Here is a 22,577-nt window from a genome sequence, read left to right on the forward strand (position 1 = left end):
TGCCACGAGCGGGCGTGGCCCGACGGCTACCAGGCCCTGCGCGGCGGCGCCATCGGCCACATCCACATCAAGGACGTGTGGGCCGACACCGCCCGCTCATGGCTGGAGGTGCGGCCGATGGGCCAGGGCATGCTGGCCGAGGCCTTCGCGCCGATCGCCGCCGCGCTGCGGGCCGAAGGCTATGCCGGCGCGATCAGCTACGAAAGCGTCTACCACCCGGGCAACGGCGTGTTCGAGGACGGCTTCCGCCAGTGCATCGGCACCTTCCTCGCGCTGTTCGGCCCGGCCGCCTGAGGGCGGCACCGAAGCGGCCTCAGTGCTGCACCACCCGGATCTTCGACTTGTCCTTGTGCTTGTCCCAATCGAGGTCGTCGATCGCCTCCCCCTTCAGGATATGGCCGAGCACGTCGTCGAAGCGCACCGCTTCGGCGAATGCGATCGCCGTATAGACCAGCGGCTGCTTCAGCGAATCCTGCGCGGTGGTGGTCTTGGCGTTGTACAGCGCGGCCAGGGCGCCGTTGACATTGTCGAGCGTGACCTTGATGGCGACCTGGCGGTTGTAGCCGAGGTCGCCATACTCGTTGGTGTAGTTCAGCTTCAGGTCGGCGTTGATCGCGCCGCCGGCGCCTTTGGTGCAGATCACCTTGTTGTCGCGGGTCCTGAAACCTTCGATGTAGAGGTTGTCCAGCTTGTACAGCAGCGACACCGGGTTCTCGTCATCGTTCACGGTGAACCAGCCATAGCCGGCCTTGGTCACGCGCGGCTTCGATGGCCCGGCAACGGCGGGGGCGACATCGGTCAGCGCCAGGCGCGCCTGCGAGACATTCATCGGGTAGGTGACTTTGTCGAGCATGTTTTCCTCCACGGCGCGCATCCCCACGCAGCGGCCGACAGAACGCTAGTCCAGGATCGGCCGCGGCGGGAAGTGTGCGCCGTCACAGCGCGGCAGCCGGGCGCGGCGGGTCGGCTCAGCGCGGGAACTGCGCCGCCATGAAATCCCAGATCGCGCGGTTGCCGTCGATCTCGTAGCTGGTCGGCCCGCCGAGAAAGCCGTCGCGGGTTCCCGGCCAGCTGTGGCCCATGCCTTCGATGAGGATGTGGCCGAGCGCGGCGCGGCAGCCGGTGTATTCGGAGAACTGCGCCGCCGTGCCGTCGTTCGGCAGCCGGTCGATGACCGCAAGCGTCGTCGGGCCGGCGGCGCAGCCGTTGCGCGCTGCCCAGATCGCCATGGTGTCGGGCACGGGCAGCGCGGTGCCGTGGCTGCCGCCGAGCTGGGGCGCGATGTCGCCGCCGGCGTAGGGGATCAGCGGGTCCTGCGTGCCGTGGATGAACAGGATCGGCACCGGCACGCCGCCCGGGCACTCCAGCCCGCGCGGGACATTGGCCGCAACCACCGCGTAGACCGCGAAACGCCGTGGCGCCTCGCAGGCCAGCCGCAGCGTCATCATCCCGCCGTTGGAGATGCCGGCCACGCCCACCCGCGTCGGGTCGATCACGCCGGACTTGGTCAGCATGTCGACCAGCGCGAGCAGGAAGCCGACGTCGTCGGCCTGCGCCGCACGCTGGTCGTTGGCGTTCGCGCTGATCCGTCCGTCGGCCCATTGCAGCGAGGCGGCGTCGGGGTAGATCGCCACCACGCCCTGCGCCGCGGCCAGCGCGTCGAAGCCGATATGGTCGTGCAGCTGGCGCGCCGAGCCGCCGCCGCCGTGCAGCAGCACCACCGCCGGTGCCGGCAGCGATGCCGCCGGCGGAATCGTGATGAGGTATTCGCGCTCGACACCGTTGACGATCAGGCTGTCGGCCAGCCCCGCCTTCGACACCGTCGCGCCGGCCGCCAACCCCAGCGTCGCGGCAAACGCCAGCGTCCGCGCCATGCGCGAACGGCGAGACCGCCGCCGGACGAGGCAGTCGCCCGCGCCGCCAGGCAAGCGCTCGGTTTCCGTCGGTCCGTCACCGTCCGTCATCGCGACCATCCTGCAACGCCCAAGCTGTCGTCTGCGGCCCAAATCTGTCGATCGCATGGCAGACCTTGACGGCAGCACCGGCGGTCGCTAGTTGATAATAATTCTCATTTGCAAATGCGCTCGAAAGGCTGCTCCATGCGCACCCTCGCCAAGACCGCCAGCTATGCCACGAGGCACCTGTCCGTCGCCATTGCCGTCGCCTATGCGCTGACCGGCGACTGGCGGATCGCGCTCGGCGTCGGGATCGTCGAGCCGCTGGTGCAGACCGTGGCCTATTCGGTGCACGAGCGCCTGTGGGCCGGGCGCGCGGGTGTCGGCCCGCGTCGGCTGCGATCCGGCCGCGCGGCGGCGCGACCCTGCGTGCCCGCTGCAAATGCGGTCGCCGCGACGCACGGCTGCGCCTGAACCCTGCACCGTCCGCCAGATCGGCGCGGTCCGCCCGCCAGTCTGCCGCGCTACCGTCGAGGTCCCCTAAGGTCATACCCGCCCTGAGCAGGCGCTTTGGTCGCTGGCAGCGGCGGCCGGGCGCGATTGACCGGCCGGCCCGGACCGGTCGACAATCCGGGAAAACCGCGCTTGGGGGAGGAGATGTCGGATCACGCGTTGCTCGCGGCGGAGCTTGCCGCGCTGTGTGACACCATGCTGCCGGGCGATGCGCGCTTTCCGTGCGCGACGGACGTCGGCGCGCAGGGCGTCGCGGCCGACCGGCTGCGCATGCTGGTCGGCCAGGACGGGCTCGACAGGATCGTTGCCGCGCTGGCGATCGGCGGCGGGCCGTTGGTCGGCGCCGCGGATCGGAACGCGGTCGTGGCCGCGTTCGAGCGGGCCGAACCCGCCCTGTTCGCCGCGGTGCGGATGGCGCTGTTCACCGCCTACTACGAAAGCCCGGCGGTGGTGCGGGCCGTGCGCGCCCTCGGCCACGACTACAACGACGCGCCGCAGCCGCGCGGCTACGTGATGCCGGCCTTCGACCCCGCCGACCCGCTGAACGCGCCGCCGCACCGCCGCGGGCATTTTGTGGCCACCGAAGCGGTGCAGCGCGTCGACCTGTCGAAGCTGCCGGCAGACCCGCTCGCCCCCGAGGACCACACCGCCGCCGTCGGCAAGGCGACCGGGCGCGGGCTGTTGTCCATCGGCACGCGGGAGGGCGGGCGATGAGCGCGCGGCGGCATGACCCGGTCGACGTGGTCGTGGTCGGTGCCGGCCCGGGCGGCGCCATCTCCGCGCTGGTGCTGGCGCAGACAGGCCTGAAGGTCGCTTGCCTGGAACAGGGACCGTGGTTCCGCCCCGAGGCGCGGCCGCACGGCCGGACCGACTGGGAATGGCAGCGGCTGACCCGCTGGTCGACCTCGCCGAACGTGCGCGACCATCCGCACGACTATCCGGTCGAGAGCGCGGACGAGAGCACGCTGATGTGGAACGGCGTCGGCGGCGGCACCGCCATCTACACCGCAACCTGGCCGCGCTATCGCCCGTCGGACTTCCGCAAGGGCGACGAGCACGGCCTGGCGCCGAATTGGCCAATCGCCTACGAGGACCTGGCGCCGTGGTTCGAGGTGGCCGACCGTGCCTGCGGCGTCGGAGGCTGGCCGGGCGACCCGGCGATGCCGCCGCGCGGCGACTTCCAGACCCTGCCGACCCCGTTCGGCCCGCTGGGCCGGGTGGCGGCGCGCGGCTTCGACCGGCTGGGCTGGCACTGGTGGCCGATGCCGGTGGCGATCCTGTCCGCGGACTACGACGGGCGGCCGGCCTGCAACCTGTGCGGCAACTGCCAGAACGGCTGTCCGACCGGCGCGATGGCCGACATGGCGGTGACCCACTGGCCCAAGGCGATCGCAGCCGGCGTCGACCTGCGCACCGAATGCCGGGTCGAGCGGGTGGAGACCGGCAGCGACGGGCGCGCGACCGGCGTGGTCTATCTGGACCGCAACACCGGCACCCGGCACCTGCAGCCGGCCGACGTTGTGGTGCTGGCCGCCAACGGCGTCGGCACCGCGCGGCTGATGCTGCTGTCCGACAGCGGGCAGCATCCCCGCGGGCTGGGCAACGCCTCCGACCAGGTCGGCCGCAACCTGATGCACCATACCCTCGGCATGGTCGAATGCTGGGTCGACGCGCCGACCGACGCCCACAAGGGCATCATCTCCTCGGCGGCGATCTGCGAAGAGTTTGCCGAGACCGACACGGCGCGCGGCTTCGTCAACGGCGTCACCCTGCACATCGCGCGGATGAACGGCGCCGGCTATCAGGCACTGGGCTCGCATTCCGGCAACTTCGCGCCATGGGGTGCGGCGCATCACGACTGGTTCGCCCGTCATTTCGCGCACGGCATGTCGATCCTGGTGGTCGGCGACGACCTGCCGCGGCCGGAAAACCGGGTCACCCTGTCGCAGACGCTGACCGATTCCAGCGGCCTGCCGGCGCCGCACATCAGTTACCGGATGTGCGAGAACGACGCGCGGCTTGCCAACTTCGGCCTCGACCGGGCGGTGGAACTGGCCAACGCGATGGACGCCTGGGACATCAAGGTCAACCCCTTCCGCAACCCCGACGGCCGCTACGCCCCGCCGGCATGGCACCTGCTCGGCACCGCGCGGATGGGCGACGACCCGGCCACCTCCGTCGTCAACAAGTGGCACCAGAGTTGGGATTGCCCCAATCTCTACGTCATGGACGGCAGCGTGATGGCCACCGGCGCGGCGATCAACCCGACCAGCACCATCACCGCGCTGGCCTACCGCGCGGCCAGCCACCTAGCGGAAACCTTCGCCGAGGCACGGCGGGCGACCCGGACGCTGGCGGACTGAAAGACTGAGAGGCTGCGCCCGTAGGCGACGGGCACACGCAGGCTGCGTCCTTCGACGGGCTTGGGAGATCGATGTCGCCGCTAATATCAACATCAATGGTTTGTATTGAAAAATAATCATGCATGAGCACATGTAGTTTTGCCCGCTGCCATCCCCGTTGGGAGCAAGACGCATGATGCCGATCCGTGCCGTGGCCCTGGGTGCCACCCTGACCTTCGCATTTTCGGCCGCAGCGCTGGCCGACCCGATCGCGGGCGGCGGGCCGCTGGTTTCGGCCGAATGGCTGCAAGCCAACCTGGCCGATCCGCGCCTGGCCGTGCTCGACGTGCGCAGCGGCATCGACGGCGGCTCGGCCGAGACCTTCGCCACCGGGCATGTTCCAGGCGCGGTCCACAGCGACTACCTGACCGCCGGCTGGCGGGTGGAGCGCGACGGCGCGCCTGGCATGCTGCCGGAGATCGGCGCGCTGGAAGCGCTGATCGGCGGCCTCGGTATCGACAACGGCGACCACGTCGTCATCGTGCCGGCGGGTCTGACCTCCACCGACCTTGGCTCCGCCACCCGCGTCTACTGGACGTTCAAGGTGCTGGGCCACGACGCCGTGTCGATCCTCGACGGCGGCACCGTCGGCTGGGTCGCGGCCGGCCTGCCGACGGAGAGCGGCGCTTCGGCATCTGAGCCGGCCACGTTCACCGCGACCTTCCGGTCCGAGCTGCTGGCAACCGAGGACGACGTGCGCGCCGCCGTCGAGCATCCGGGTGTCGTCACCCTGATCGACGCGCGGCCGGTGGAGCAGTATCTCGGCCTCGGCCAGCACCCCGCCGCCGGTGCGGCCGGCACGCTGCCCGGCGCGGTCAACACGCCGCAGGAATCGCTGGCGACCATCGACGGCGCGCATCTGCGCAACGCGCAGACGCTCGACTATCTGTTCGCTCAGGCCGGGATTGCCGACGACCGCCCGAACATCGCCTTCTGCAACACCGGCCACTGGGCCTCGATCGCCTGGTTCGCCTCCAGCGAGATCCTCGGCCAGCACTCGCAGCTCTACGACGGCTCGATGGTGCAGTGGACCGCCGATCCGGACAACCCGGTGGCGGTGCCGGCAAGCGCCGTGGCGGCGCAGTAGGCCGCGGCCGCAATGCAATCGGGGGCGGCCACGCCGTCCGGCGCCGCCGCCCCCGATCCCGTCCGCCCCAGAGGGGCTTCGGCGCGCCCGGCCTACTGGCCGGGGATGCTGACCACCTCGATCTCGATCGCGCTGTAATAGGCCGCGACGTTGGCGATGTCCTCGTCGCTCAGCCCCTGGGCGATGATCGACATCTGCTGGTGGGTCCGCTCGCCGGAGCGGAACAGCTCGAGCTGCCGCTCCAGGTAGAAGGTGCTCTCGCCGCCGATGTTGGGCGCGTCCGGCACCTTGGCGATGCCGTCCAGCCCGTGGCAGACGCCGCAGACGCTGGCGACCTGGCGGCCGGCTTCGATGTCGCCGGTGGCCAGGGCCGGGCCGGCGACAAACGCCGCCGGAGCGGCCGCGAGCAGCAGAAGCAGCCCGCGAGCGCCCCGGCGCGTCAGCCTCGATCGATCAGTTGCCGACATAGGAGATGCGATAGATCGCGCCGGCAAGGTCGTCCGACACCAGCAGCGAGCCGTCGGCCATCTGCTTCACGTCGACCGGACGACCCATGTACTCGCCCGTGCCCAGCAGCCAGCCGTCGGCGAACACCTCGGTGCTGGCGGCACTGCCGTCCTCGTTCAGCGCGGTGAACATCACCCGGGCGCCGACCGGGTCGGTGCGGTTCCACGAGCCGTGCTGGGCGGAGAAGATGCCGCCCTGGTAGCGGGCCGGGAACATCGAGCCGGTGTAGAAGGTCATGCCCAGGTCGGCGGCATGTGCGTCCATCTCGACCTCCGGGAAGACCACGTCGGCCGGCGGCTCGTCGTTCTTGTACTCGTTGGTGCGGACGTCACCGCCGCCGTACCACGGGAAGCCGAAATTCTGCCCCAGCGCGGTGGCGCGGTTCAGCTCGCCCGGCGGGATCAGGTCGCCCATGCCGTCGACCTGGTTGTCGGTGAACCACAGCTCGCCATTGGCCGGGTTGAAGTCCAGGCCGACCGAGTTGCGGATGCCGCGGGCATAGACCTCGCGGCCGGTGCCGTCGCGGTTGATCCGGATGATGCCGCCGATGCCGACCTCGCTGTAGAGGTCCGCCTTCTCCGGCGGCGGCACGTTGTAGGGCTGGCCCAGCGAGATATACATCTTGCCGTCGGGCCCGAAGGTGCAGATGCGCGCGGTGTGGTTGAAGGATTCCTCCTCCACCGGGATCAGCTCGCCCTGCGGCACCACCACGCCGACCGCGACGTCCGGGCCTTCGTAGAAGAACTCGGCGGCCGGGAAGACCAGCACGCGGTTCTGCTCGGCGATGTACAGGAAGCCGTCGTCGGTGAAGCAGACGCCGTTCGGAATGTTGAAGGCGATCGACGGCGCGAAGCGCTTGACCTCGTCGCCGACGCGGTCGCGGTTGCGGTCGGTGACCACCCAGACCGCGTCCTTCCGCGTGCCGACGAACACCGCGATGTTGGTGCCGACCGCCATGTGGCGGGCGTCGGGCACCACGGCGAACAGGTCGATCTGGAAGCCGGCGGGCAGGTTGATCTGCTCAAGATTGGCCCGCAGCTGGTCGGCATAGGGGCCGTCCTGTTCCACCCAGCCCATGTCGCCGGAGGTTCCGGTCGACTGCATGTTCTGCAGCGTCTGCAGATTGTCCTGGGCCAGCGCGGGGACCGCGGCGCAGGCGAGGCAGGCCGAGGCCAGCCAAAGCGCTTTTCGCATCTTGTTATCCTCCCATTGTGGTCGTGGCCGGCGTTCTTGCGGTCGGGGCCGCAGCGCGGGCCTTGGTTGCCGAGGATCCGGCATCGCAATGTTAACGATATCATACGCGGCGTCGAGAAAAACGTAATGACATGTTTCATATGTAACCCGTGAACCGTCCGGCCCGCCGACGCGACCTATGCGGCGAACGGCCGGCCGTGGTGGACCGGCCTGCAATGTGCAGGAACCGAACGATGCTGATCCGGGCCCACGCGATCCTCGCCGCCGCGCTCGCCGCGACCGTGCCGATGACGGCCGGCGCCCAGGGCACCCAGCTGGCCGAACTGTCCATTCCGGTGCCCGCCGCGGAATTGCCGGCGGCGCCGACCGCGGCGGCCCTTGCCGGCGACGCCCTGCCGGACCCGTCGGCCGCCGCCATCGTCGCCAGCGTGCTCGCCATGGCGCCGGACGGAAGCTGGGCCGATCTGTCGATCGCCGCGCTGGTGCAGAACAACGGCGGCGACTTCGTGTCGGCCGGCGGCCTGCAGGCGGTGCTGCTGACCGCGACCGATGGGCGCAGCCTCGCCCAGGTCGATTTCGCCATGCTGCCGGCCGGCGGCGCGGTCCGCCTGCCGGCGGTGCTGCGCGTCCGCGCCGACGATGCCGCCCTGCCCGACCTTGTGCTGCAGGTCGCCTACGACGCCGACATCCGGCTCGATGCCAACGCCGCCAACGACGACTGCCGGATGACCAACAACGTCGTGCGCATGACCGCCGCCGAGCTGCGCGCCGCCGCCTTCGGCGCCTGACCGGCCGCCGCCCGCCCCGCGTTGCCCGGCCGCCGCGGGCCATGCTAGCGTCCGCGCCGCCGCCGGGGCACGGTCCTGCGAAGACGGACCGACCCGCGCCAGGGGGGACAGGGAGCGACGCGTGCGTCCGCGCAGGGAACGATGAAAGCCGGCCAAGGCGCCACGCCGGAACAGACCTCGACCGCCATCGCGATCCGTAACCTTTCGCTGACCTTCCAGGCCAACGATCAGCCGGTGCATGCCCTGGCCTCGGTCGACCTCGACGTCGCCCGCGGCGAGTTCGTTTCCCTGATCGGGCCGTCCGGCTGCGGCAAGACCACACTGATGCGGGTGATCGCCGACCTGGAGCAACCCTCCGCGGGCACGGTGCAGGTGTTCGGCCGCAGCCCGACCGAAGCGCGGCTGGCCCGGCTCTATGGCTATGTGTTCCAGGCGCCGACCCTGCAGGCGTGGCGCACCGTCGCCCGCAACGTCACGCTACCGCTCGAGATCATCGGCGTCCCGGCTGCGGAGCGCCGGCGGCGGGCCGAGGCCGGGCTGGCGATGGTCGGCCTCGGCGGTTTCGAGGGCAAATATCCCTGGCAGCTCTCCGGCGGCATGCAGCAGCGGGTGTCGATCGCCCGCGCGCTGTCGTTCGATCCCGAGCTGCTGCTGATGGACGAGCCGTTCGGCGCGCTCGACGAGATCACCCGCGACCATCTGAACGAGGAGCTGCTGGCGCTGTGGGCGAAGACCGGCAAGACCGCGATCTTCGTCACCCATTCCATCGCCGAGGCCGTCTTCCTGTCGACGCGCATCGTGGTGATGAGCCGGCGCCCGGGGCGCATCGTCGAGACGATCCCGTGCACCCTGCCGCCGGACCGCGACCTGACCGTCCGCGACGCGCCGGAGTTTCTCGAGATCGCGGCGCATGTCCGGCGCGCCCTGCGCGACAGCCACAGCTATGACGACTGACGCCGCGGTATCGTCGCGCCGGACGCGGCGCGGTGCCGTCGCGGTCGTCGTCGCCGGGCTCGTCGCCGTCTGGTACCTCGTCGCCGTGCCGCTGAACGGGGCACAGCTGGAAGACCTCTATGCCCGCATCGACCCGGATCGCAGTTTCAGCTTCGGCGAACGCCTGTCGGCAACCTGGGACAGCGGCCGCCCGATGCTGCCAACGCCGGACCTGATCGCCGCCGATTTCTGGACCAGCGCGACCGAAGCCGCGGTCACCAGCAAGCGCAATATCCTCTACCACGCCGCAGTCACCACCGGCGCCACCGTGCTCGGCTTCGCCCTCGGCGCGCTGATGGGCGTGGCGCTGGCGGTCGGGCTGGTCCACCTGCGCACGCTGGACGCCAGCCTGATGCCGTGGCTGATCGCCTCGCAGACGATCCCGATCCTGGCCATCGCGCCGATGCTGCTGGCGGTGCTCGGCACGCTGGGCCTGACCGGACTGGCGCCGAAGGCGGCGATCGCGATGTATCTGTGCTTCTTCCCGGTGACGGTCGGCATGGTGAAGGGGCTGCGCGCGCCCGACCGGCTGGCCCTGGACCTGATGCGCACCTATTCGGCCAGCGGCGGCCAGGTGCTGGCCAAGCTGCGCTTCCCTACCGCGATGCCCTATCTGTTCGCCAGCCTGAAGGTCGCGATCGCGCTGGGCCTGGTCGGCACCATGGTTGCCGAGCTGTCGACCGGCGGCCAGGCCGGGCTCGGCGGCCGGCTGCTGACCGCGTCGTACAACGGCGACATGGTGCACATGTGGACCGCGCTGGTGACCTCGTCCGTGCTGGCAATCCTGCTGGTCTGGGCGGTCGGGCTGGCCGAGCGGGCGATGGCGCGATCCACCGGCGCCCTGCGGCCGGGCAGCCGGGCATGAGCCCGCAGCGCGCCCGCACGGCCGGCCTGCTGGCCGACCTGGCCGCCGCGATGCTGACCGCGCCGCTGTTCGTCAGCACCCTGGTCGACGGCACCGGCGCCGCCGCAACGGCGGCGGCGCTGTTCGCCCCGCTGGCGGTCGCTGCGCTGGCGCTGCTGCCGCGAGCCCCGACGCTGCCGCTGCGCCTGCTGCCGTTCGCCTGCGCCGTCGTCGGTGCCGCCGCACCGCTGCTGATCCTCGACGGCGGCAGCGCCGGACCGACGCTGTGGCTCTACATGATCGGCTACACCGCACTGCTTTGGCGCAGTCTGGCGCTGCTGGCCGCCGAAGGCGTGCCGCGCCCGATCTCGCGCGGGCTGGTCGCCGCGGTCTTCGGCATCGGGCTGGTCTGGTACTGGCAGGTGATCGTCGCCGGCTTCGGCGTGCCGCGCGAGCTGCTGCCGGCGCCGTCGGCGATCGCGGCCGAATTCGCCGGGCAGACCGGCGTGCTGTGGTCGGACTTCGTGGTGACCTTCTTTCTGTCGGTGCTGCCCGGATTCGCGGTCGGCAGCGCGGCCGGGTTCCTGTTCGCGCTGGCGGTCGACGGCCGGCCGTTCCTCGCCCGCGGCCTGCTGCCGCTGGGCAGCGCGTTCAGCGCGATACCGATCGTCGCGGTCGCGCCGATCATGATCATGTGGTTCGGTTCCGGCCCGGAATCCAAGGCCGCCGTCGTGGTGCTGATGACCTTCTTCCCGATGATGGTCAACACGCTCGGCGGCCTCGCCACCGTGGACCGCATGGAGCTCGACCTGATGCACTCCTACGGGGCCGGCTACTGGACGCGCCTGCTCAAGCTGCGGCTGCCGACCGCCCTGCCCTTCGTCTTCACTGCGTTGAAGATCAACGCGACCCTGGCGATGATCGGCGCCATCGTGTCGGAATTCTTCGGCTCGCCGCTGGCCGGCATGGGCTTCCGCATCAGCGCGATGATCGGGCGGCTGAACCTGGAGATGGTGTGGTCGACCATCGCCGTGGCGGCCCTGGCCGGCTCGCTGTTCTACGGCATCTGGGCGGTGCTGGAGCGGATCTTCACCTTCTGGCACCCGGCCCAGCGGCGCTAGGCCGCCGCATGCCCGCGCGGCGCCGGCCGACGTCCACGCCGGCTTTGCCAGCCGGCGCACATCGGGTTAAGAGTGGCGCACGACCGCCGGCCGGCAAGGTCCCGGCAGAGGGCGGCACGCGTCACCGAGGGAGACAGTTCGAATGCGCAAGATTGCCCTGCTCGCCACCGTTTTCGGGGCGGTCGGCTTCGCCGGGTCGGCCCAGGCCCTGGACGAGTTCACGCTGCAACTGAAATGGGTCACCCAGGCCCAGTTCGCCGGCTACTACTACGCGCTCGAGCACGGCTACTACGAGGAAGAGGGGCTGGACGTCACCATCAACCCGGGCGGGCCGGATGTGAACCCGATCCAGGTGCTGATCGGCGGCGGCGCCGACGCGACGGTGGAATGGCTCGGCAACCCGCTGGCGACGCGCGAGGCCGGCACGCCGATCGTCAACATCGCCCAGATCTACAACCGGTCCGGCCTCGGCCTGACCTGCCCGGTGTCGACCGGCATCGAGAAGCCGGAAGACCTGGCCGGCCACAAGGTCGGCACGTGGTTCTTCGGCAACGAGTATCCGACCTTTGCATTCATCAGCAACCTGGGCCTGACCTACCAGGGCGACAATCCCGACGTCGAGGTGATCAAGGTCGGCTTCAACGTCGACCCGCTGCTCAACGGCGAGGTCGATTGCATCACCACCATGACCTACAACGAATACTACCAGATCCTGCAGGCGGGCTTCGCGCCGGAGGACCTGCGCGTGTTCCAGTACGAGGACTATGACGCCTCCGTGCTCGAGGACGGCCTGTACACGCTCGAATCCTCGATCGCCGACCCGGCGATGAACGACAAGCTGGTCCGGTTCGTCCGCGCCAGCATCCGCGGCTGGGCCGATTCGACCACCGACCAGCAGGGCGCGGTCGACGCGGTGGTCGAGAACGACGAGACCGGGCTCAGCCAGTCGATGGACAAGCAGGTCTATGCCATGGAGCAGGTCGCCAAGCTGGTCGAGCCCGGCGCGCATGGCGTCGGCTATCTCGACCCGGCCGCGTTCGACCGCTCGGTCGACGTGCTGCTGATCGGCGGCGGCGACGCGCCGGTGATCACCCAGCGGCCGGAAGGGGCCTATACCCACGAGATCTTCGACGCGGCCGTCGCCGGCCTGCAGTAACCGACGGGGCCGGCCGGCCGGGTCGATCCGACCCGCCCGGCCGCTCCACCACCACGATTTGAACAAGGAGAGCCGGGGCGATGGCGACCGTGAAGGCGGGACTGATCCAGATGGGGCTGAAGGGCGACACCTCGATGTCGCCGGACCAGATCCGCGACAAGATGATCGAGGCCCATATTCCGCTGATCGAGGAGGCGGGCCGCAAGGGCGTCCAGGTGCTCAGCTTCCAGGAGGTCTTCACCCAGCCCTACTTCTGCCCGTCGCAGGACGTGAAGTGGTATGCCGCGTGCGAGCGGATTCCCGACGGCCCGACCACCAAGCTGATGCAGGACTATGCGAAGAAGTTCAGCATGGTGATCGTGGTGCCGATCTACGAGGAGGAGATGACCGGGGTGTACTACAACACCGCCGCGGTCATCGACGCCGACGGCAGCTATCTGGGCAAGTACCGCAAGACGCACATTCCGCAGGTTTCCGGCTTCTGGGAGAAGTTCTTCTTCAAGCCCGGCAACACCGGCTTCCCGGTGTTCGAAACCGCCTACGTCAAGCTCGGCGTCTACATCTGCTACGACCGCCATTTCCCGGAGGGCTGGCGCGCTCTGGCGCTGAACGGCGCCGAGTACATCGTCAATCCGTCGGCCACCGTCGCCGGCCTCAGCCAGTATCTGTGGGAGCTGGAGCAGCCCGCCTCGGCGGTCGCCAACGGCTGCTACATCGGGGCGATCAACCGCGTCGGCACCGAGGCGCCGTGGAACATCGGCACGTTCTACGGGTCCAGCTACGTGGTCAATCCGCGCGGCCAGATCATCGGCCAGGCCAGCCAGGACAAGGACGAACTCGTCGTCGTCGACATGGACATGGACATGGTGCGCGAGGTGCGCAACCTGTGGCAGTTCTTCCGCGACCGGCGGCCTGAGACCTACGAGGACCTGGTCGAGCTGCGCTGATCCGCCGGCCTGTGCGCGGGCGCACGGCCATGCCCCGGTGTCGCCACAATCCGGCACCATATGCCGCAGGGACCGCCGGATACGGCGACAAGGAAGCAAGACGATGGCAAAGCTAGCGCACATCCTCGCCCTCGGCACCGTCGCCGGACTCGGCGCCGCTCCCGCCCAGGCCTTCACCTTCGAGAACGGCACCATCTGGCCGCTCGCGGTCTCGATCAACGGCAGCGCGGCGCAGGTCGTGGCGGCGGAGGAAGTGGCGTTCCTGTTCCGTGGCCAGTGCCCGGCCGGCTGCACGCTGTCGATCGCGGTGGCCGACCCGGCGCAGGCCCAGACCCCGATCCGCGGCGCCGGCGGCGAGCCGCCGGCCATTGCCGGCAACGGCGACGCGGCCACGGTGCGGGCCCGGCTCGAGGGCGGCGGCGTCAGCGTCGAGATCGTCGGCGGCGGCCTGCCGGCCCAGACCCCCGTTCGCGCAGCCCGCGACCCCCGCTGCCGCAAGCGACGGACGGGACCGCGCCGGCGCTGACCCCGACCCCGACCACGCCGCCGCTGCAGCCCGCGCCGACCGCGCCGCTGCTGACCCCGGCGCCCGAGACGCCGGCCCCGGCCGCGCCGCCATCGGGCTTCGTGCCGCCGCCACCGCCGCCGGAGTATTCCGGAAACTGACCAAGAGATGGATGAATTATTGCCTCGCATTCGCGGCAAATTCGCCAAAAACGCCAAGTATTATTTAGAAGATCTAAAATAATCTGGTGTTTTCTGGTGTCAGTTCACCAGTGCCTGGAACCCGACCATGCAGACGATCCTGAACAGCAGCGCGGCGCCCGTGCGCCAGGCCGACACCGTGCGCGACACCGCCGAGCGCCTTGTACGCAACGTCGGCCGCGATGCGGCCATCCGCATGTGCCGGTCCAACATGTGGCTGGGCGTGCTGGCTGAGATCGAGCGCCTCGGCGCCCACTGACCGCGGCCCTTGCGTCCGGCCGGCCGATCGCCTAAGCAGCGCCGAGCAGGCGGCTGACGGAGTGAAGCGGGCGATGCAACCGGCAGAGACGATCCGTGTCGACAGCACGCAGGTGTCGTGCGACGGCGGCGACGGCGCGCTTGGCCATCCGCTGGTCTGGCTGGAGATGGGGGCGGCCGATCACATCGACTGCCCCTATTGCGGCCGGCGTTTCGTGCTCAACGAAGGCGCGGCGGCCCACGCCGCGCACTGACTAGCGCCGCACCGCACCGCCCGCCTCAGCGGGCACCCGCGGCGGCGCGAATCCCGCAACAGCAAACGATCCGGCGGCGGCAGGCCTCGCAGCCCGCCGCCGCGCACGATCAGTCCTGGCGCGCGGCCGGGGTGATCAGGCCGAGCATCGCGCCGGCGGGATCGGCCACGATCGCGATGCGGCCGACGCCGGGCACGTCGAACGGCGGCGCATGCACCGCCCCGCCGGAAGAGCCCGCCTTGGCCGCGGCGGCGTCGACGTCGGCGACATGGACATAGGCCATCCAGTGCGGCGGGACGCCCTGGAACTGCGGCCCCGACATCTGCATCATGCCGCCCATGGTCTCGTCGCCGACCTGCCACAGGTGATACTCGCCACCCTCGCCGCCGGGCATCGGCATCGCGCCCTTGTCCCAGCCGACCACGGCCTTGTAGAACGCCGCCGCCGCTGCCGGGTCGGGCGTCATCAGTTCGTTCCAAAAGAAGCTTCCCGGTTTGCCGTCAGCCATTCGTAAGTCCTCCCTTTCAAAGAACAATGCGCGAACATTACGTTCCGCCGCTGGCAATTGCCGAATCACAATCCCGTGTGCGCGCAAGCCCCTGGGCGAAGGGCGACCGATCGCCTACAACTGCCGGCCATGACCGCCGCACCGCCAGACCCGCCGCTGCGCCGCATCCATCTCGTCGACGGCTCCGGCTACATCTTCCGCGCCTATCACGCCCTGCCGCCGATGAACCGGCCGGACGGCACACCGACCAATGCCGTGTTCGGCTTCACCAACATGATCCTGAAGCTGGTCGAGGACACCGACACCGACGCGGTGGTGGTGGTGTTCGACGCGGCCCGGGCCAATTTCCGCAACGAAATCTATCCCGAATACAAGGCCCACCGGCCCGAGGCGCCGGAGGATCTGGTACCGCAATTTGCGCTGATCCGCGAGGCCACGCGCGCCTTCGGCCTGCCCTGCATCGAGATGGAGGGTTTCGAGGCCGACGACATCATCGCCACCTACGCCCGCCAGGCCGCCGCGCGCGGCATCGAAGTGGTGATCGTCTCGTCGGACAAGGACCTGATGCAGCTGGTCACCAACGGCGTCTCGATGCTGGACCCGATCAAGAACCGGCCGATCCACCGCGACGAGGTGATCGAGAAATTCGGGGTGCCGCCGGACAAGGTGGTCGACGTGCAGTCGCTCGCCGGCGACAGCACCGACAATGTGCCCGGCGTGCCCGGCATCGGCATCAAGACCGCGGCCCAACTGATCGCCGAATACGGCGACCTCGATTCGCTGTTGGCCCGGGCGGCGGAGATCAAGCAGCCGAAGCGCCGCGAGAGCCTGGTCGAGCATGCCGAGATGGCGCGGATCAGCCGTCAGCTGGTGCGGCTGCGCGACGACGTGCCGGTGCAGACGCCGCTGGACGCCATGCGGCTGCAGGAGCCGGACCCGGCGACGATGCTGGCCTTCCTGCGGGAACAGGACTTCAAGCGCACCATCGCCCGGCTGGAAAGCCTGCTGGCGGCGCAGGGCGACGAGACCGCCGCCGCCGCGGTCGACGCCCCGGTCGGCGATGTGACCTACGAGCTGGTGCAGACCGAGGCTGCGTTGGCGCGCTGGATCGCGGAAGCGGCCGCCGCCGGCGTGGTCGGATTCGACACCGAGACCACCTCGCTGGACGCGATGCGGGCCGAGCTGGTCGGCTTCTCGATGGCGACCGCACCCGGCCGCGCCTGCTATGTGCCGGTCGGCCACATGGCGGCGCTGGAGCTGGAGCAGCCGCCGGAACAGATCCCGCGCGACCGCGCGCTGGCGCTGCTGCAGCCGCTGCTGGCCGACCCGGCCGTGCTCAAGGTCGGCCACAACCTGAAATACGACATGCTGCTGCTGGCCAACCTCGGTGTGCGCATTGCGCCGCTCGACGACACCATGCTGCTGTCCTACGTGCTCGACGCCGGCGCGCACGGCCACGGCCTCGACGAGCTGGCGGAACTGCATCTCGGCCACTCCAACATCAAGTTCTCCGACGTCGCCGGCAGCGGCAAGAATCAGGTGACCTTCGACCGGGTGCCGCTGGACAAGGCGTGCGACTACGCCGCCGAGGACGCCGACATCTGCCTGCGGCTGCACGGACTCCTGAAGAAGCGGCTGCTGGAGGAGCGGCTGGTCACCGTCTACGAGACGATCGAGCGGCCGCTGCCGCAGGTGCTGGTCGACATGGAACAGGCCGGCGTGCTGGTCGATCGGGTCGAGCTGGCCCGGCTGAGCCAGCGCTTCGCCGAGAAGATGGACGCGCTAGAGCAGGAGATCCACAAGCTGGCCGGGCACCCGTTCAACATCGGCTCGCCGAAGCAGCTCGGCGAGGTGCTGTTCGATGAGATGGGCATCGCCGGTGGCAAGAAAGGCAAGACCGGCGCCTACGCCACCGGCGCCGACGTGCTGGAGGGGCTGGCGGCACAGGGCCACGACCTGCCGGCCCGCGTGCTGGACTGGCGCCAGGTGTCCAAGCTGAAAAGCACCTATACCGATGCGCTGCAGGACCAGATCAACCCGAAGACCGGACGGGTCCACACCTCCTACGGCATGGCGATCGCACAGACCGGGCGGTTGAGCTCGACCGACCCGAACCTGCAGAACATTCCGGTGCGCACCGAGGAGGGCCGGCTGATCCGCCAGGCCTTCGTCGCGCCGGAGGGCTGCAAGCTGGTCTCGCTGGACTACTCGCAGATCGAGCTGCGGCTGCTCGCGCATGTCGCCGGCATCGATGCGCTGAAGCAGGCGTTCCGCGACGGCGTCGACATCCACGCGCTCACCGCATCGCAGGTGTTCGGCGTGCCGCTGGCGGAAATGGACGGCGACACCCGGCGCAAGGCCAAGGCGATCAACTTCGGCATCATCTACGGCATCAGCGCGTTCGGGCTCGGCCGCAACCTCGGCATCGGCCAGGGCGAGGCCCGGGCCTATATCGACGCCTATTTCGAGCGCTATCCCGGCATCCGCGACTACATGGACGCGATGAAGGCGGCGTGCAAGAAGGCCGGGCACGTCTCGACCATCTTCGGCCGCCGCATCAATATCCCGGGAATCAACGACAAGAACCCGGCGATGCGCGGCTTTGCCGAGCGACAGGCGATCAACGCCCCACTGCAGGGCGCGGCCGCCGACATCATCAAGCGCGCCATGCGCCGCGTGCCGAAGGCGCTGGCCGACGCACGGCTCGGCGGCCGCATGCTGCTGCAGGTGCACGACGAATTGCTGTTCGAGGTGCCGGAGGCCGAGATCGATGCCACCATTGCCGCGATGAAGGCGGTGATGGAGTCGGCGGGCGAACCGGCGGTGACCCTTACCGTGCCGCTGGTTGTCGAGGCCGGCGTTGCGTCAAACTGGGCGGAGGCCCACTGACGGGCCCCAGACAAGGATCGAAGGCGATGGTCAGACATGCCGTTCTTGCATGCGCTCTCGGCTCGGCGATGGCTTTCGCCGGCGCCGGCGCCAGGGCCGACACGCCGCACGTCGCGCTCGATTTCGAGCCGAAATGCACCGATCTGCAGACCCAGCAGATCGCCGAGGCGATGATGATGGCCTATCTCAGCATCGAAGTCGTCGTCTCCGACCTGGGCAGCCATCCGCCCAGCAAGTTTGCCGAGCGCGCCATCGACATCTGGTTCGGCGCCGACGTGGAGACGCCGCAGGTGCTGCGGATGTACCGCCGCATCTTCAAGCGCATCCAGGACGGCGAGAAGCCGATCGCGATCACCTGCGACCATCACGAGGACCTGTACGGCTGGACCTGGATGGAGACCGACGACCGCGCCAACATCGGCTTCGGCCGCGCCTTCTTCCAGGCCCGGGTGATCGGCGGCTACGACACCCGCATGGGCACGATCGTCCACGAGCTGTCGCACATGGTGCGCGAGGTCGCGTCGGACGACATCGTCTACGGCATCGCCGGCGCTCAGGACCTCGCCCGGCAGGGCGAGGAGCACCCGATCCACAACGCCGACAGCTTCGAGTATCTGGTCGAGATGATGGTCGGCAATCGCAAGAACCAGCTGCCACGCCAGTCAGCCGAGCATCCCGCCCTCTGACTGGTCGCCGGGCCGCCGGCCGGGCGGTGTGGCCGCCGTCACGGTCAGGCCGAGCCGGCGGCTGGCGCGTGTGTCCATTGTCACTGCGGAACTCCGCGGCAATGCCGATGTTCGTTGCATGCCGAGACGGCCGCAACGCCCACATGGCGTGAACCGATCGGCGAGCCGAAACGACCAAGCTGCAGCAGCAGCGGCCTTCGCCGGGAGTTCGATCATGTTCGCCAGCGCCATCCAGACGGTCTCGACGTTCTTTTCCGCGGTCGCGGTGGTCGCTGCGCTGGCCGGCACCGGCGAGGCCCGCGCCCAGGCCCCGCAGGTTGCGGTCGCCGTGCCGAGCGATCAGGCGACGATGATGCTGCCCGGCGGCACCTTCGCCAACGAGCCGGGCGACGCCACCGTCACCGCGTCGGCGCCGCTGGTGGCGCCAAGCTGCCCGGCCGGCGACGAGGCCGCCTGCACCCGCCTGGCCGGCATCTGCACGGCGCTCGACGGCACGCTGGCCGCGCACGCCGACGGCTCGGCCACCTGCTTCCTCCAGTTCGACTGACCGCCCGACCGACCGGCCGCAAACGAAAGGCGGGGCCGCACGGGCCCCGCCTTGCCGTCGTTGCCGAGGGATGCCGGCGTCAGCCGCGCACGAAGCCCGGCTGCACCTGGCTGACATACCAGTTGCAGACGCCCTGGTCCCGCTGGTCGCACACCCAAGTGGTATCGCCATCGCGATAGAGCAACGCGCAGACGCCGAGGCCCTGGCTGTCGATGCGGCAGCGCGCGCCGTCGCTGATCTGATAGCGCGCGGGCAGGCCGCGGCCGTCGTTGATCAGGCGGCTCTCGCCGCTCGGATCGTAGTAGGTGGCGATCGAGAAGCCGTTGTCGGCATTGGTGTGGGTCAGCGTGTTGCCCACCGTCAGCGCGGAGATCTCGTCGGTGGTCATGCGCACGGCGCCGCGCGCCTCGAGCTGCTGGATGCTGGTCGGCGCCATCGACGCCCGCTGGCGGATCTCGGCGACGACCGGATCGTCGTCGGCAACGCCGGTCGGCATGGCCGGCCCTGCGGCCGGCGTCATCTCGGCCAGTGCCGCATCCGGCCCGCGGGTCAGGCCGGCAAGCTGCTCCGGGCTCGCCAGCGCGGCCAGCTGCTCGGCCGATGCCAGCGCGCCCGGCGCGGCGCGGCCGGCCAGCTGGCGCCCGCCGCCAAATGCGGCCGCGACCAGCGACCCGCCCGTCGCCGGGCCCGGCGCGATGTCCGGTTCGGCGGCGACCTGTTCGGCCTGAAGGGGATCGAGCACCGGCAGGGTCGAGGCCATCGCCACCAGCTGCGGCGGCGGGTTCGTGCCGCGGATCACGGTGACGCCGGCCTCCTCGCTGCGGCTCACCGGCGGCGCCTCGGACAGGGCGGTCAGCTCCGCCACCACCGCCGCCCGATCCTGCTGGATCACGTCGCTGACGACGGGCACGGGCTGCGGTTCGGCCTCGCCGACACAGCCGGCGGCAACCGCCAGCGCGGACACGGCGAGGGCAGCGCGCGCGAAACCCCACATGGTCATATCGCAACTCCATTCCGGCGCGGCCGGCCTGCAGGCGTCAGGCCGGAGGGGCGCCACCGAGGGAAGGTGGCGCATCGTGGCCGCGGCGACGTTGAAAGATGGTTAACCCAGTTCGCGGGCGGTAGAGTTGCGCCGATCTCCCGCTCGGTTTAGGTATGGCGCGGCGCCGCCGGACATCGGCGGCGTCACTTTGTTCACGGATCAACCGAGTAGGACGTCATGGTTGCGATCACGCTGCCGGACGGCTCGGTCAGGCGCTTCGACCAACCGGTCACGGGCGCCGACCTTGCCGCGGCAATCGGTGCGGGCCTGGCCAAAGCGGCCCTGGCCATCAAGGTGGACGGCGAGCTGAAAGACCTGTCGACCACCATCGCCACCGACGCGGGCGTGGAAATCGTCACCCGCGACCACGCCGATGCGCTGGAGTTGCTGCGCCACGATTGCGCCCATGTGCTGGCCGAGGCGGTGCAGGAGCTGTTCCCCGGCACCCAGATCACCTTCGGCCCGGCGACCGAGGACGGCTTCTACTACGACTTCGCCCGCAACGCGCCGTTCACGCCGGACGACTTCGCCGCGATCGAGGCGCGCATGCGCGAGATCGTGCAGCGCGACGAGCGGATCAGCCGCGAGGTGTGGGAGCGGGACCGCGCCGTCGCCCACTTCAAGGCCGCCGGCGAGCAGTTCAAGGCCGAGTGGGTCGGCGAGCTGCCGGCGGAAGAGGACCTGACCATTTACCGCCAGGGCGCATGGCTCGACATGTGCCGCGGCCCGCACCTGCCGTCGACCGGCAAGCTCGGCACCGCCTTCAAACTGCTGAAGGTCTCCGGCGCCTACTGGCGCGGCGACCAGACCCTGGCCCAACTGCAGCGGATCTACGGCACCTGCTGGCGCAACGACAAGGAACTGCAGGCCTATCTGACCCGGCTCGAAGAGGCCGAGCGGCGCGACCATCGCCGGATCGGCCGCGAGATGGACCTGTTCCACGTCCAGGAAGAGGCGGTCGGCTCGGTGTTCTGGCACCCGAAGGGCTGGACGCTGTATCGCCTGTATGAGAACTACGTCCGCCGCCGGTTCGAGGCGGCCAGCTGGTCGAGGAAGACCCCGCATTGATCGACCGCAAGCTGGAGCGCTCCGCCACCGGGAGAAGTTCCGCGAGCAATACGTTCGTCGCCGAGGTCGACGAGGGCCGGTGCGGTCGGCCGCCACGCGCAAGACGACGACGGCCACGACCACGATGACGGCGACGACGAAGGCCATCCGGTCGGCAGCCTGGCGGTGCATCACCTGGCGCTGAAGCCGATGAACTGGCTCCGCCCATGTGCAGATCTTCCGCCAGGCATCAAGAGCTATCGCGACCCGCCGATCCGCATGGCGAGTTCAGCCATCGCTACGAGCCGTCGGGGGCGCTGCACGGCATCATGCGCGTGCGTGCCTTCACCCAGGACGACGCGGCACATTCGCACCGAGGCGCAGATCGAGGACGAGACGCGCGACTTCACCGAGCTGCTGATGAGCGGTCTATCGCGACTTCGGCTTCGCCGATCGCGTCAAGTTCGCCGACCGGCCGGAGAAGCGGGCGGGCGACGACGCGGACCTGGACCGCGCTGGCAGCGCTGCGCAACGCGACCCGCGGCGCGCGGCCGGCGTCGCCGTCTCGCTGAACCCCGGCGAGGGTGCCTTCTACGGCCCGGAAGCTGGAGTTCAGCCAGCGACGCGATCGGCCGCGAATGGCAGTGGCACCTTCCAGGTCGACTATGTGCTGCCGGAGCGGCTCGACGCGTCCTATGTCGGCGAGGACGGCGAGAAGCACCGGCCGGTGATGCTGCACCGCGCCATCCTGGGCTCGTTCGAGCGCTGGCATCCTGATCGAGAACTATGCCGGCCGCTTCCGCTGTGGCTGGCGCCGGTGCAGGTGATGGTGGCGACCATCGTCAGCGACGCCGACGACTATGCCAGGGCGGTGGCGAAGAAGCTGGCCGAAGCCGGCCTCAGGGTCGAAACCGACCTGAGGAACGAGAAGATCAACTACAAGGTCCGCGAGCACAGCCACGCAAAGGTCCCGGTGATGGCGGTGGTCGGCCGCCGCGAGGCCGAGGAAGGCACCGTCGCGCTGCGTCGACTGGGCCAGCAGCAACAGGAAACCCTTGCGCTGGAAAGCGCGATAAATACACTTGTGGCAGAAGCGCGCCCGCCCGCATGAGGCGGGTGCGTTTCAGTGCGTCGATTGCGCAGTCAGCGCATCGCACCGACCGCGGCGGCAACGCGGGCGACGCATCCACAAGC

Annotated in this window: 23 protein-coding genes and 2 pseudogenes; 19 read left to right on the forward strand and 6 right to left on the reverse strand. The window is 69.8% G+C overall.

From position 1 onward, the window contains the following. Positions 1-294, forward strand: a 294-nt coding sequence (locus R3F55_24650; protein ID MEZ5670567.1) for a sugar phosphate isomerase/epimerase, incomplete at its 5' end; no start/stop codon positions are given. A gap of 19 nt (positions 295-313) precedes the next feature. Here R3F55_24650 and R3F55_24655 read toward each other — a convergent pair. Both R3F55_24655 and R3F55_24660 read right to left on the reverse strand, forming a co-directional pair. Then, positions 314-853, reverse strand: a complete 540-nt coding sequence (locus R3F55_24655) for a ribosome-inactivating family protein (protein MEZ5670568.1) — start codon at positions 851-853, stop codon at positions 314-316. A 115-nt stretch (positions 854-968) separates the two neighbouring features. Then, positions 969-1,874 (reverse strand): PHB depolymerase family esterase, encoded by a 906-nt coding sequence (locus tag R3F55_24660; GenBank protein ID MEZ5670569.1) that lies wholly within the window; start codon positions 1,872-1,874, stop codon positions 969-971. Between the two features lie 225 nt (positions 1,875-2,099). On the opposite strand from R3F55_24660, the gene R3F55_24665 reads away from it, so the two are divergent. From R3F55_24665 to R3F55_24680, 4 genes are all read left to right on the forward strand, one after another. Then, on the forward strand, positions 2,100-2,369 hold the full coding sequence (locus tag R3F55_24665; protein ID MEZ5670570.1) for a DUF2061 domain-containing protein: 270 nt from the start codon (positions 2,100-2,102) through the stop codon (positions 2,367-2,369). Between the two features lie 126 nt (positions 2,370-2,495). After that, positions 2,496-3,122 (forward strand): hypothetical protein, encoded by a 627-nt coding sequence (locus tag R3F55_24670; GenBank protein MEZ5670571.1) that lies wholly within the window; start codon positions 2,496-2,498, stop codon positions 3,120-3,122. Continuing rightward, positions 3,119-4,771, forward strand: a complete 1,653-nt coding sequence (locus R3F55_24675) for a GMC family oxidoreductase (protein MEZ5670572.1) — start codon at positions 3,119-3,121, stop codon at positions 4,769-4,771. Before R3F55_24670 ends, R3F55_24675 begins: the two co-directional genes overlap by 4 nt. A 175-nt stretch (positions 4,772-4,946) precedes the next feature. Next, positions 4,947-5,897, forward strand: coding sequence for a sulfurtransferase (locus tag R3F55_24680; protein ID MEZ5670573.1), 951 nt, complete (start codon positions 4,947-4,949; stop codon positions 5,895-5,897). 92 nt (positions 5,898-5,989) lie between these two features. Here R3F55_24680 and R3F55_24685 read toward each other — a convergent pair whose 3' ends face one another. Next, entirely contained in the window at positions 5,990-6,364 is a 375-nt protein-coding gene (locus R3F55_24685) for a cytochrome c (protein MEZ5670574.1), read from the reverse strand. Beyond that, a complete protein-coding gene (locus tag R3F55_24690; protein ID MEZ5670575.1) occupies positions 6,351-7,598 on the reverse strand; it encodes a PQQ-dependent sugar dehydrogenase in 1,248 nt (415 codons plus the stop codon). The genes R3F55_24685 and R3F55_24690 overlap by 14 nt, the downstream gene beginning before the upstream one ends. A 233-nt stretch (positions 7,599-7,831) precedes the next feature. On the opposite strand from R3F55_24690, the gene R3F55_24695 reads away from it, so the two are divergent. The 9 genes from R3F55_24695 (at position 7,832) to R3F55_24735 (ending at position 14,664) form a co-directional block, all read left to right on the forward strand. Further along, the gene (locus tag R3F55_24695) at positions 7,832-8,386 is read left to right on the forward strand and encodes a hypothetical protein (GenBank protein MEZ5670576.1); all 555 of its coding nucleotides are present in this window, start codon (positions 7,832-7,834) and stop codon (positions 8,384-8,386) included. A 141-nt stretch (positions 8,387-8,527) separates the two neighbouring features. Beyond that, positions 8,528-9,340, forward strand: coding sequence for an ABC transporter ATP-binding protein (locus tag R3F55_24700; GenBank protein MEZ5670577.1), 813 nt, complete (start codon positions 8,528-8,530; stop codon positions 9,338-9,340). Beyond that, complete coding sequence (locus tag R3F55_24705; GenBank protein MEZ5670578.1) at positions 9,330-10,244, forward strand: ABC transporter permease; 915 nt, start codon at positions 9,330-9,332, stop codon at positions 10,242-10,244. Before R3F55_24700 ends, R3F55_24705 begins: the two co-directional genes overlap by 11 nt. Then, positions 10,241-11,344 (forward strand): ABC transporter permease, encoded by a 1,104-nt coding sequence (locus R3F55_24710; GenBank protein ID MEZ5670579.1) that lies wholly within the window; start codon positions 10,241-10,243, stop codon positions 11,342-11,344. Before R3F55_24705 ends, R3F55_24710 begins: the two co-directional genes overlap by 4 nt. A 142-nt stretch (positions 11,345-11,486) precedes the next feature. Then, complete coding sequence (locus tag R3F55_24715) at positions 11,487-12,500, forward strand: ABC transporter substrate-binding protein (protein ID MEZ5670580.1); 1,014 nt, start codon at positions 11,487-11,489, stop codon at positions 12,498-12,500. An 80-nt stretch (positions 12,501-12,580) separates the two neighbouring features. Continuing rightward, positions 12,581-13,447 (forward strand): nitrilase-related carbon-nitrogen hydrolase, encoded by an 867-nt coding sequence (locus R3F55_24720; GenBank protein ID MEZ5670581.1) that lies wholly within the window; start codon positions 12,581-12,583, stop codon positions 13,445-13,447. Positions 13,448-13,550: 103 nt separating this feature from the next. Beyond that, entirely contained in the window at positions 13,551-13,973 is a 423-nt protein-coding gene (locus R3F55_24725) for a hypothetical protein (protein ID MEZ5670582.1), read from the forward strand. A gap of 267 nt (positions 13,974-14,240) precedes the next feature. Then, positions 14,241-14,411 (forward strand): hypothetical protein, encoded by a 171-nt coding sequence (locus R3F55_24730; protein MEZ5670583.1) that lies wholly within the window; start codon positions 14,241-14,243, stop codon positions 14,409-14,411. Between the two features lie 73 nt (positions 14,412-14,484). After that, a complete protein-coding gene (locus tag R3F55_24735) occupies positions 14,485-14,664 on the forward strand; it encodes a zinc-finger domain-containing protein (protein ID MEZ5670584.1) in 180 nt (59 codons plus the stop codon). A gap of 109 nt (positions 14,665-14,773) precedes the next feature. Here R3F55_24735 and R3F55_24740 read toward each other — a convergent pair whose 3' ends face one another. Beyond that, positions 14,774-15,172 (reverse strand): VOC family protein, encoded by a 399-nt coding sequence (locus R3F55_24740; protein ID MEZ5670585.1) that lies wholly within the window; start codon positions 15,170-15,172, stop codon positions 14,774-14,776. Between the two features lie 129 nt (positions 15,173-15,301). Between R3F55_24740 and polA the strand changes: the two genes are divergently transcribed. The 3 genes from polA to R3F55_24755 all read left to right on the forward strand — a co-directional run bounded on the left by polA (position 15,302) and on the right by R3F55_24755 (position 19,294). Continuing rightward, positions 15,302-18,061 (forward strand): DNA polymerase I, encoded by a 2,760-nt coding sequence (gene polA, locus R3F55_24745; protein MEZ5670586.1) that lies wholly within the window; start codon positions 15,302-15,304, stop codon positions 18,059-18,061. A gap of 26 nt (positions 18,062-18,087) precedes the next feature. After that, a complete protein-coding gene (locus tag R3F55_24750) occupies positions 18,088-18,747 on the forward strand; it encodes a M35 family metallo-endopeptidase (GenBank protein MEZ5670587.1) in 660 nt (219 codons plus the stop codon). A 214-nt stretch (positions 18,748-18,961) separates the two neighbouring features. Further along, positions 18,962-19,294 (forward strand): hypothetical protein, encoded by a 333-nt coding sequence (locus R3F55_24755; protein ID MEZ5670588.1) that lies wholly within the window; start codon positions 18,962-18,964, stop codon positions 19,292-19,294. A 79-nt stretch (positions 19,295-19,373) separates the two neighbouring features. Here R3F55_24755 and R3F55_24760 read toward each other — a convergent pair whose 3' ends face one another. Next, positions 19,374-20,294 carry a hypothetical protein gene (locus R3F55_24760; GenBank protein ID MEZ5670589.1) on the reverse strand — a complete coding sequence of 307 codons (921 nt, stop codon included), beginning with the start codon at positions 20,292-20,294 and terminating at the stop codon, positions 19,374-19,376. Between the two features lie 219 nt (positions 20,295-20,513). On the opposite strand from R3F55_24760, the pseudogene R3F55_24765 reads away from it, so the two are divergent. Together R3F55_24765 and R3F55_24770 are read left to right on the forward strand one after the other, a co-directional pair. Continuing rightward, a pseudogene (locus tag R3F55_24765) lies at positions 20,514-21,427 on the forward strand (threonine--tRNA ligase). 202 nt (positions 21,428-21,629) lie between these two features. Next, positions 21,630-22,494 (forward strand): annotated as a pseudogene (locus tag R3F55_24770) (threonine--tRNA ligase). Positions 22,495-22,577: the final 83 nt, after the last annotated feature.

This window comes from Alphaproteobacteria bacterium (assembly GCA_041396705.1).
Classification (GTDB): Bacteria; Pseudomonadota; Alphaproteobacteria; order CALKHQ01; family CALKHQ01; genus CALKHQ01.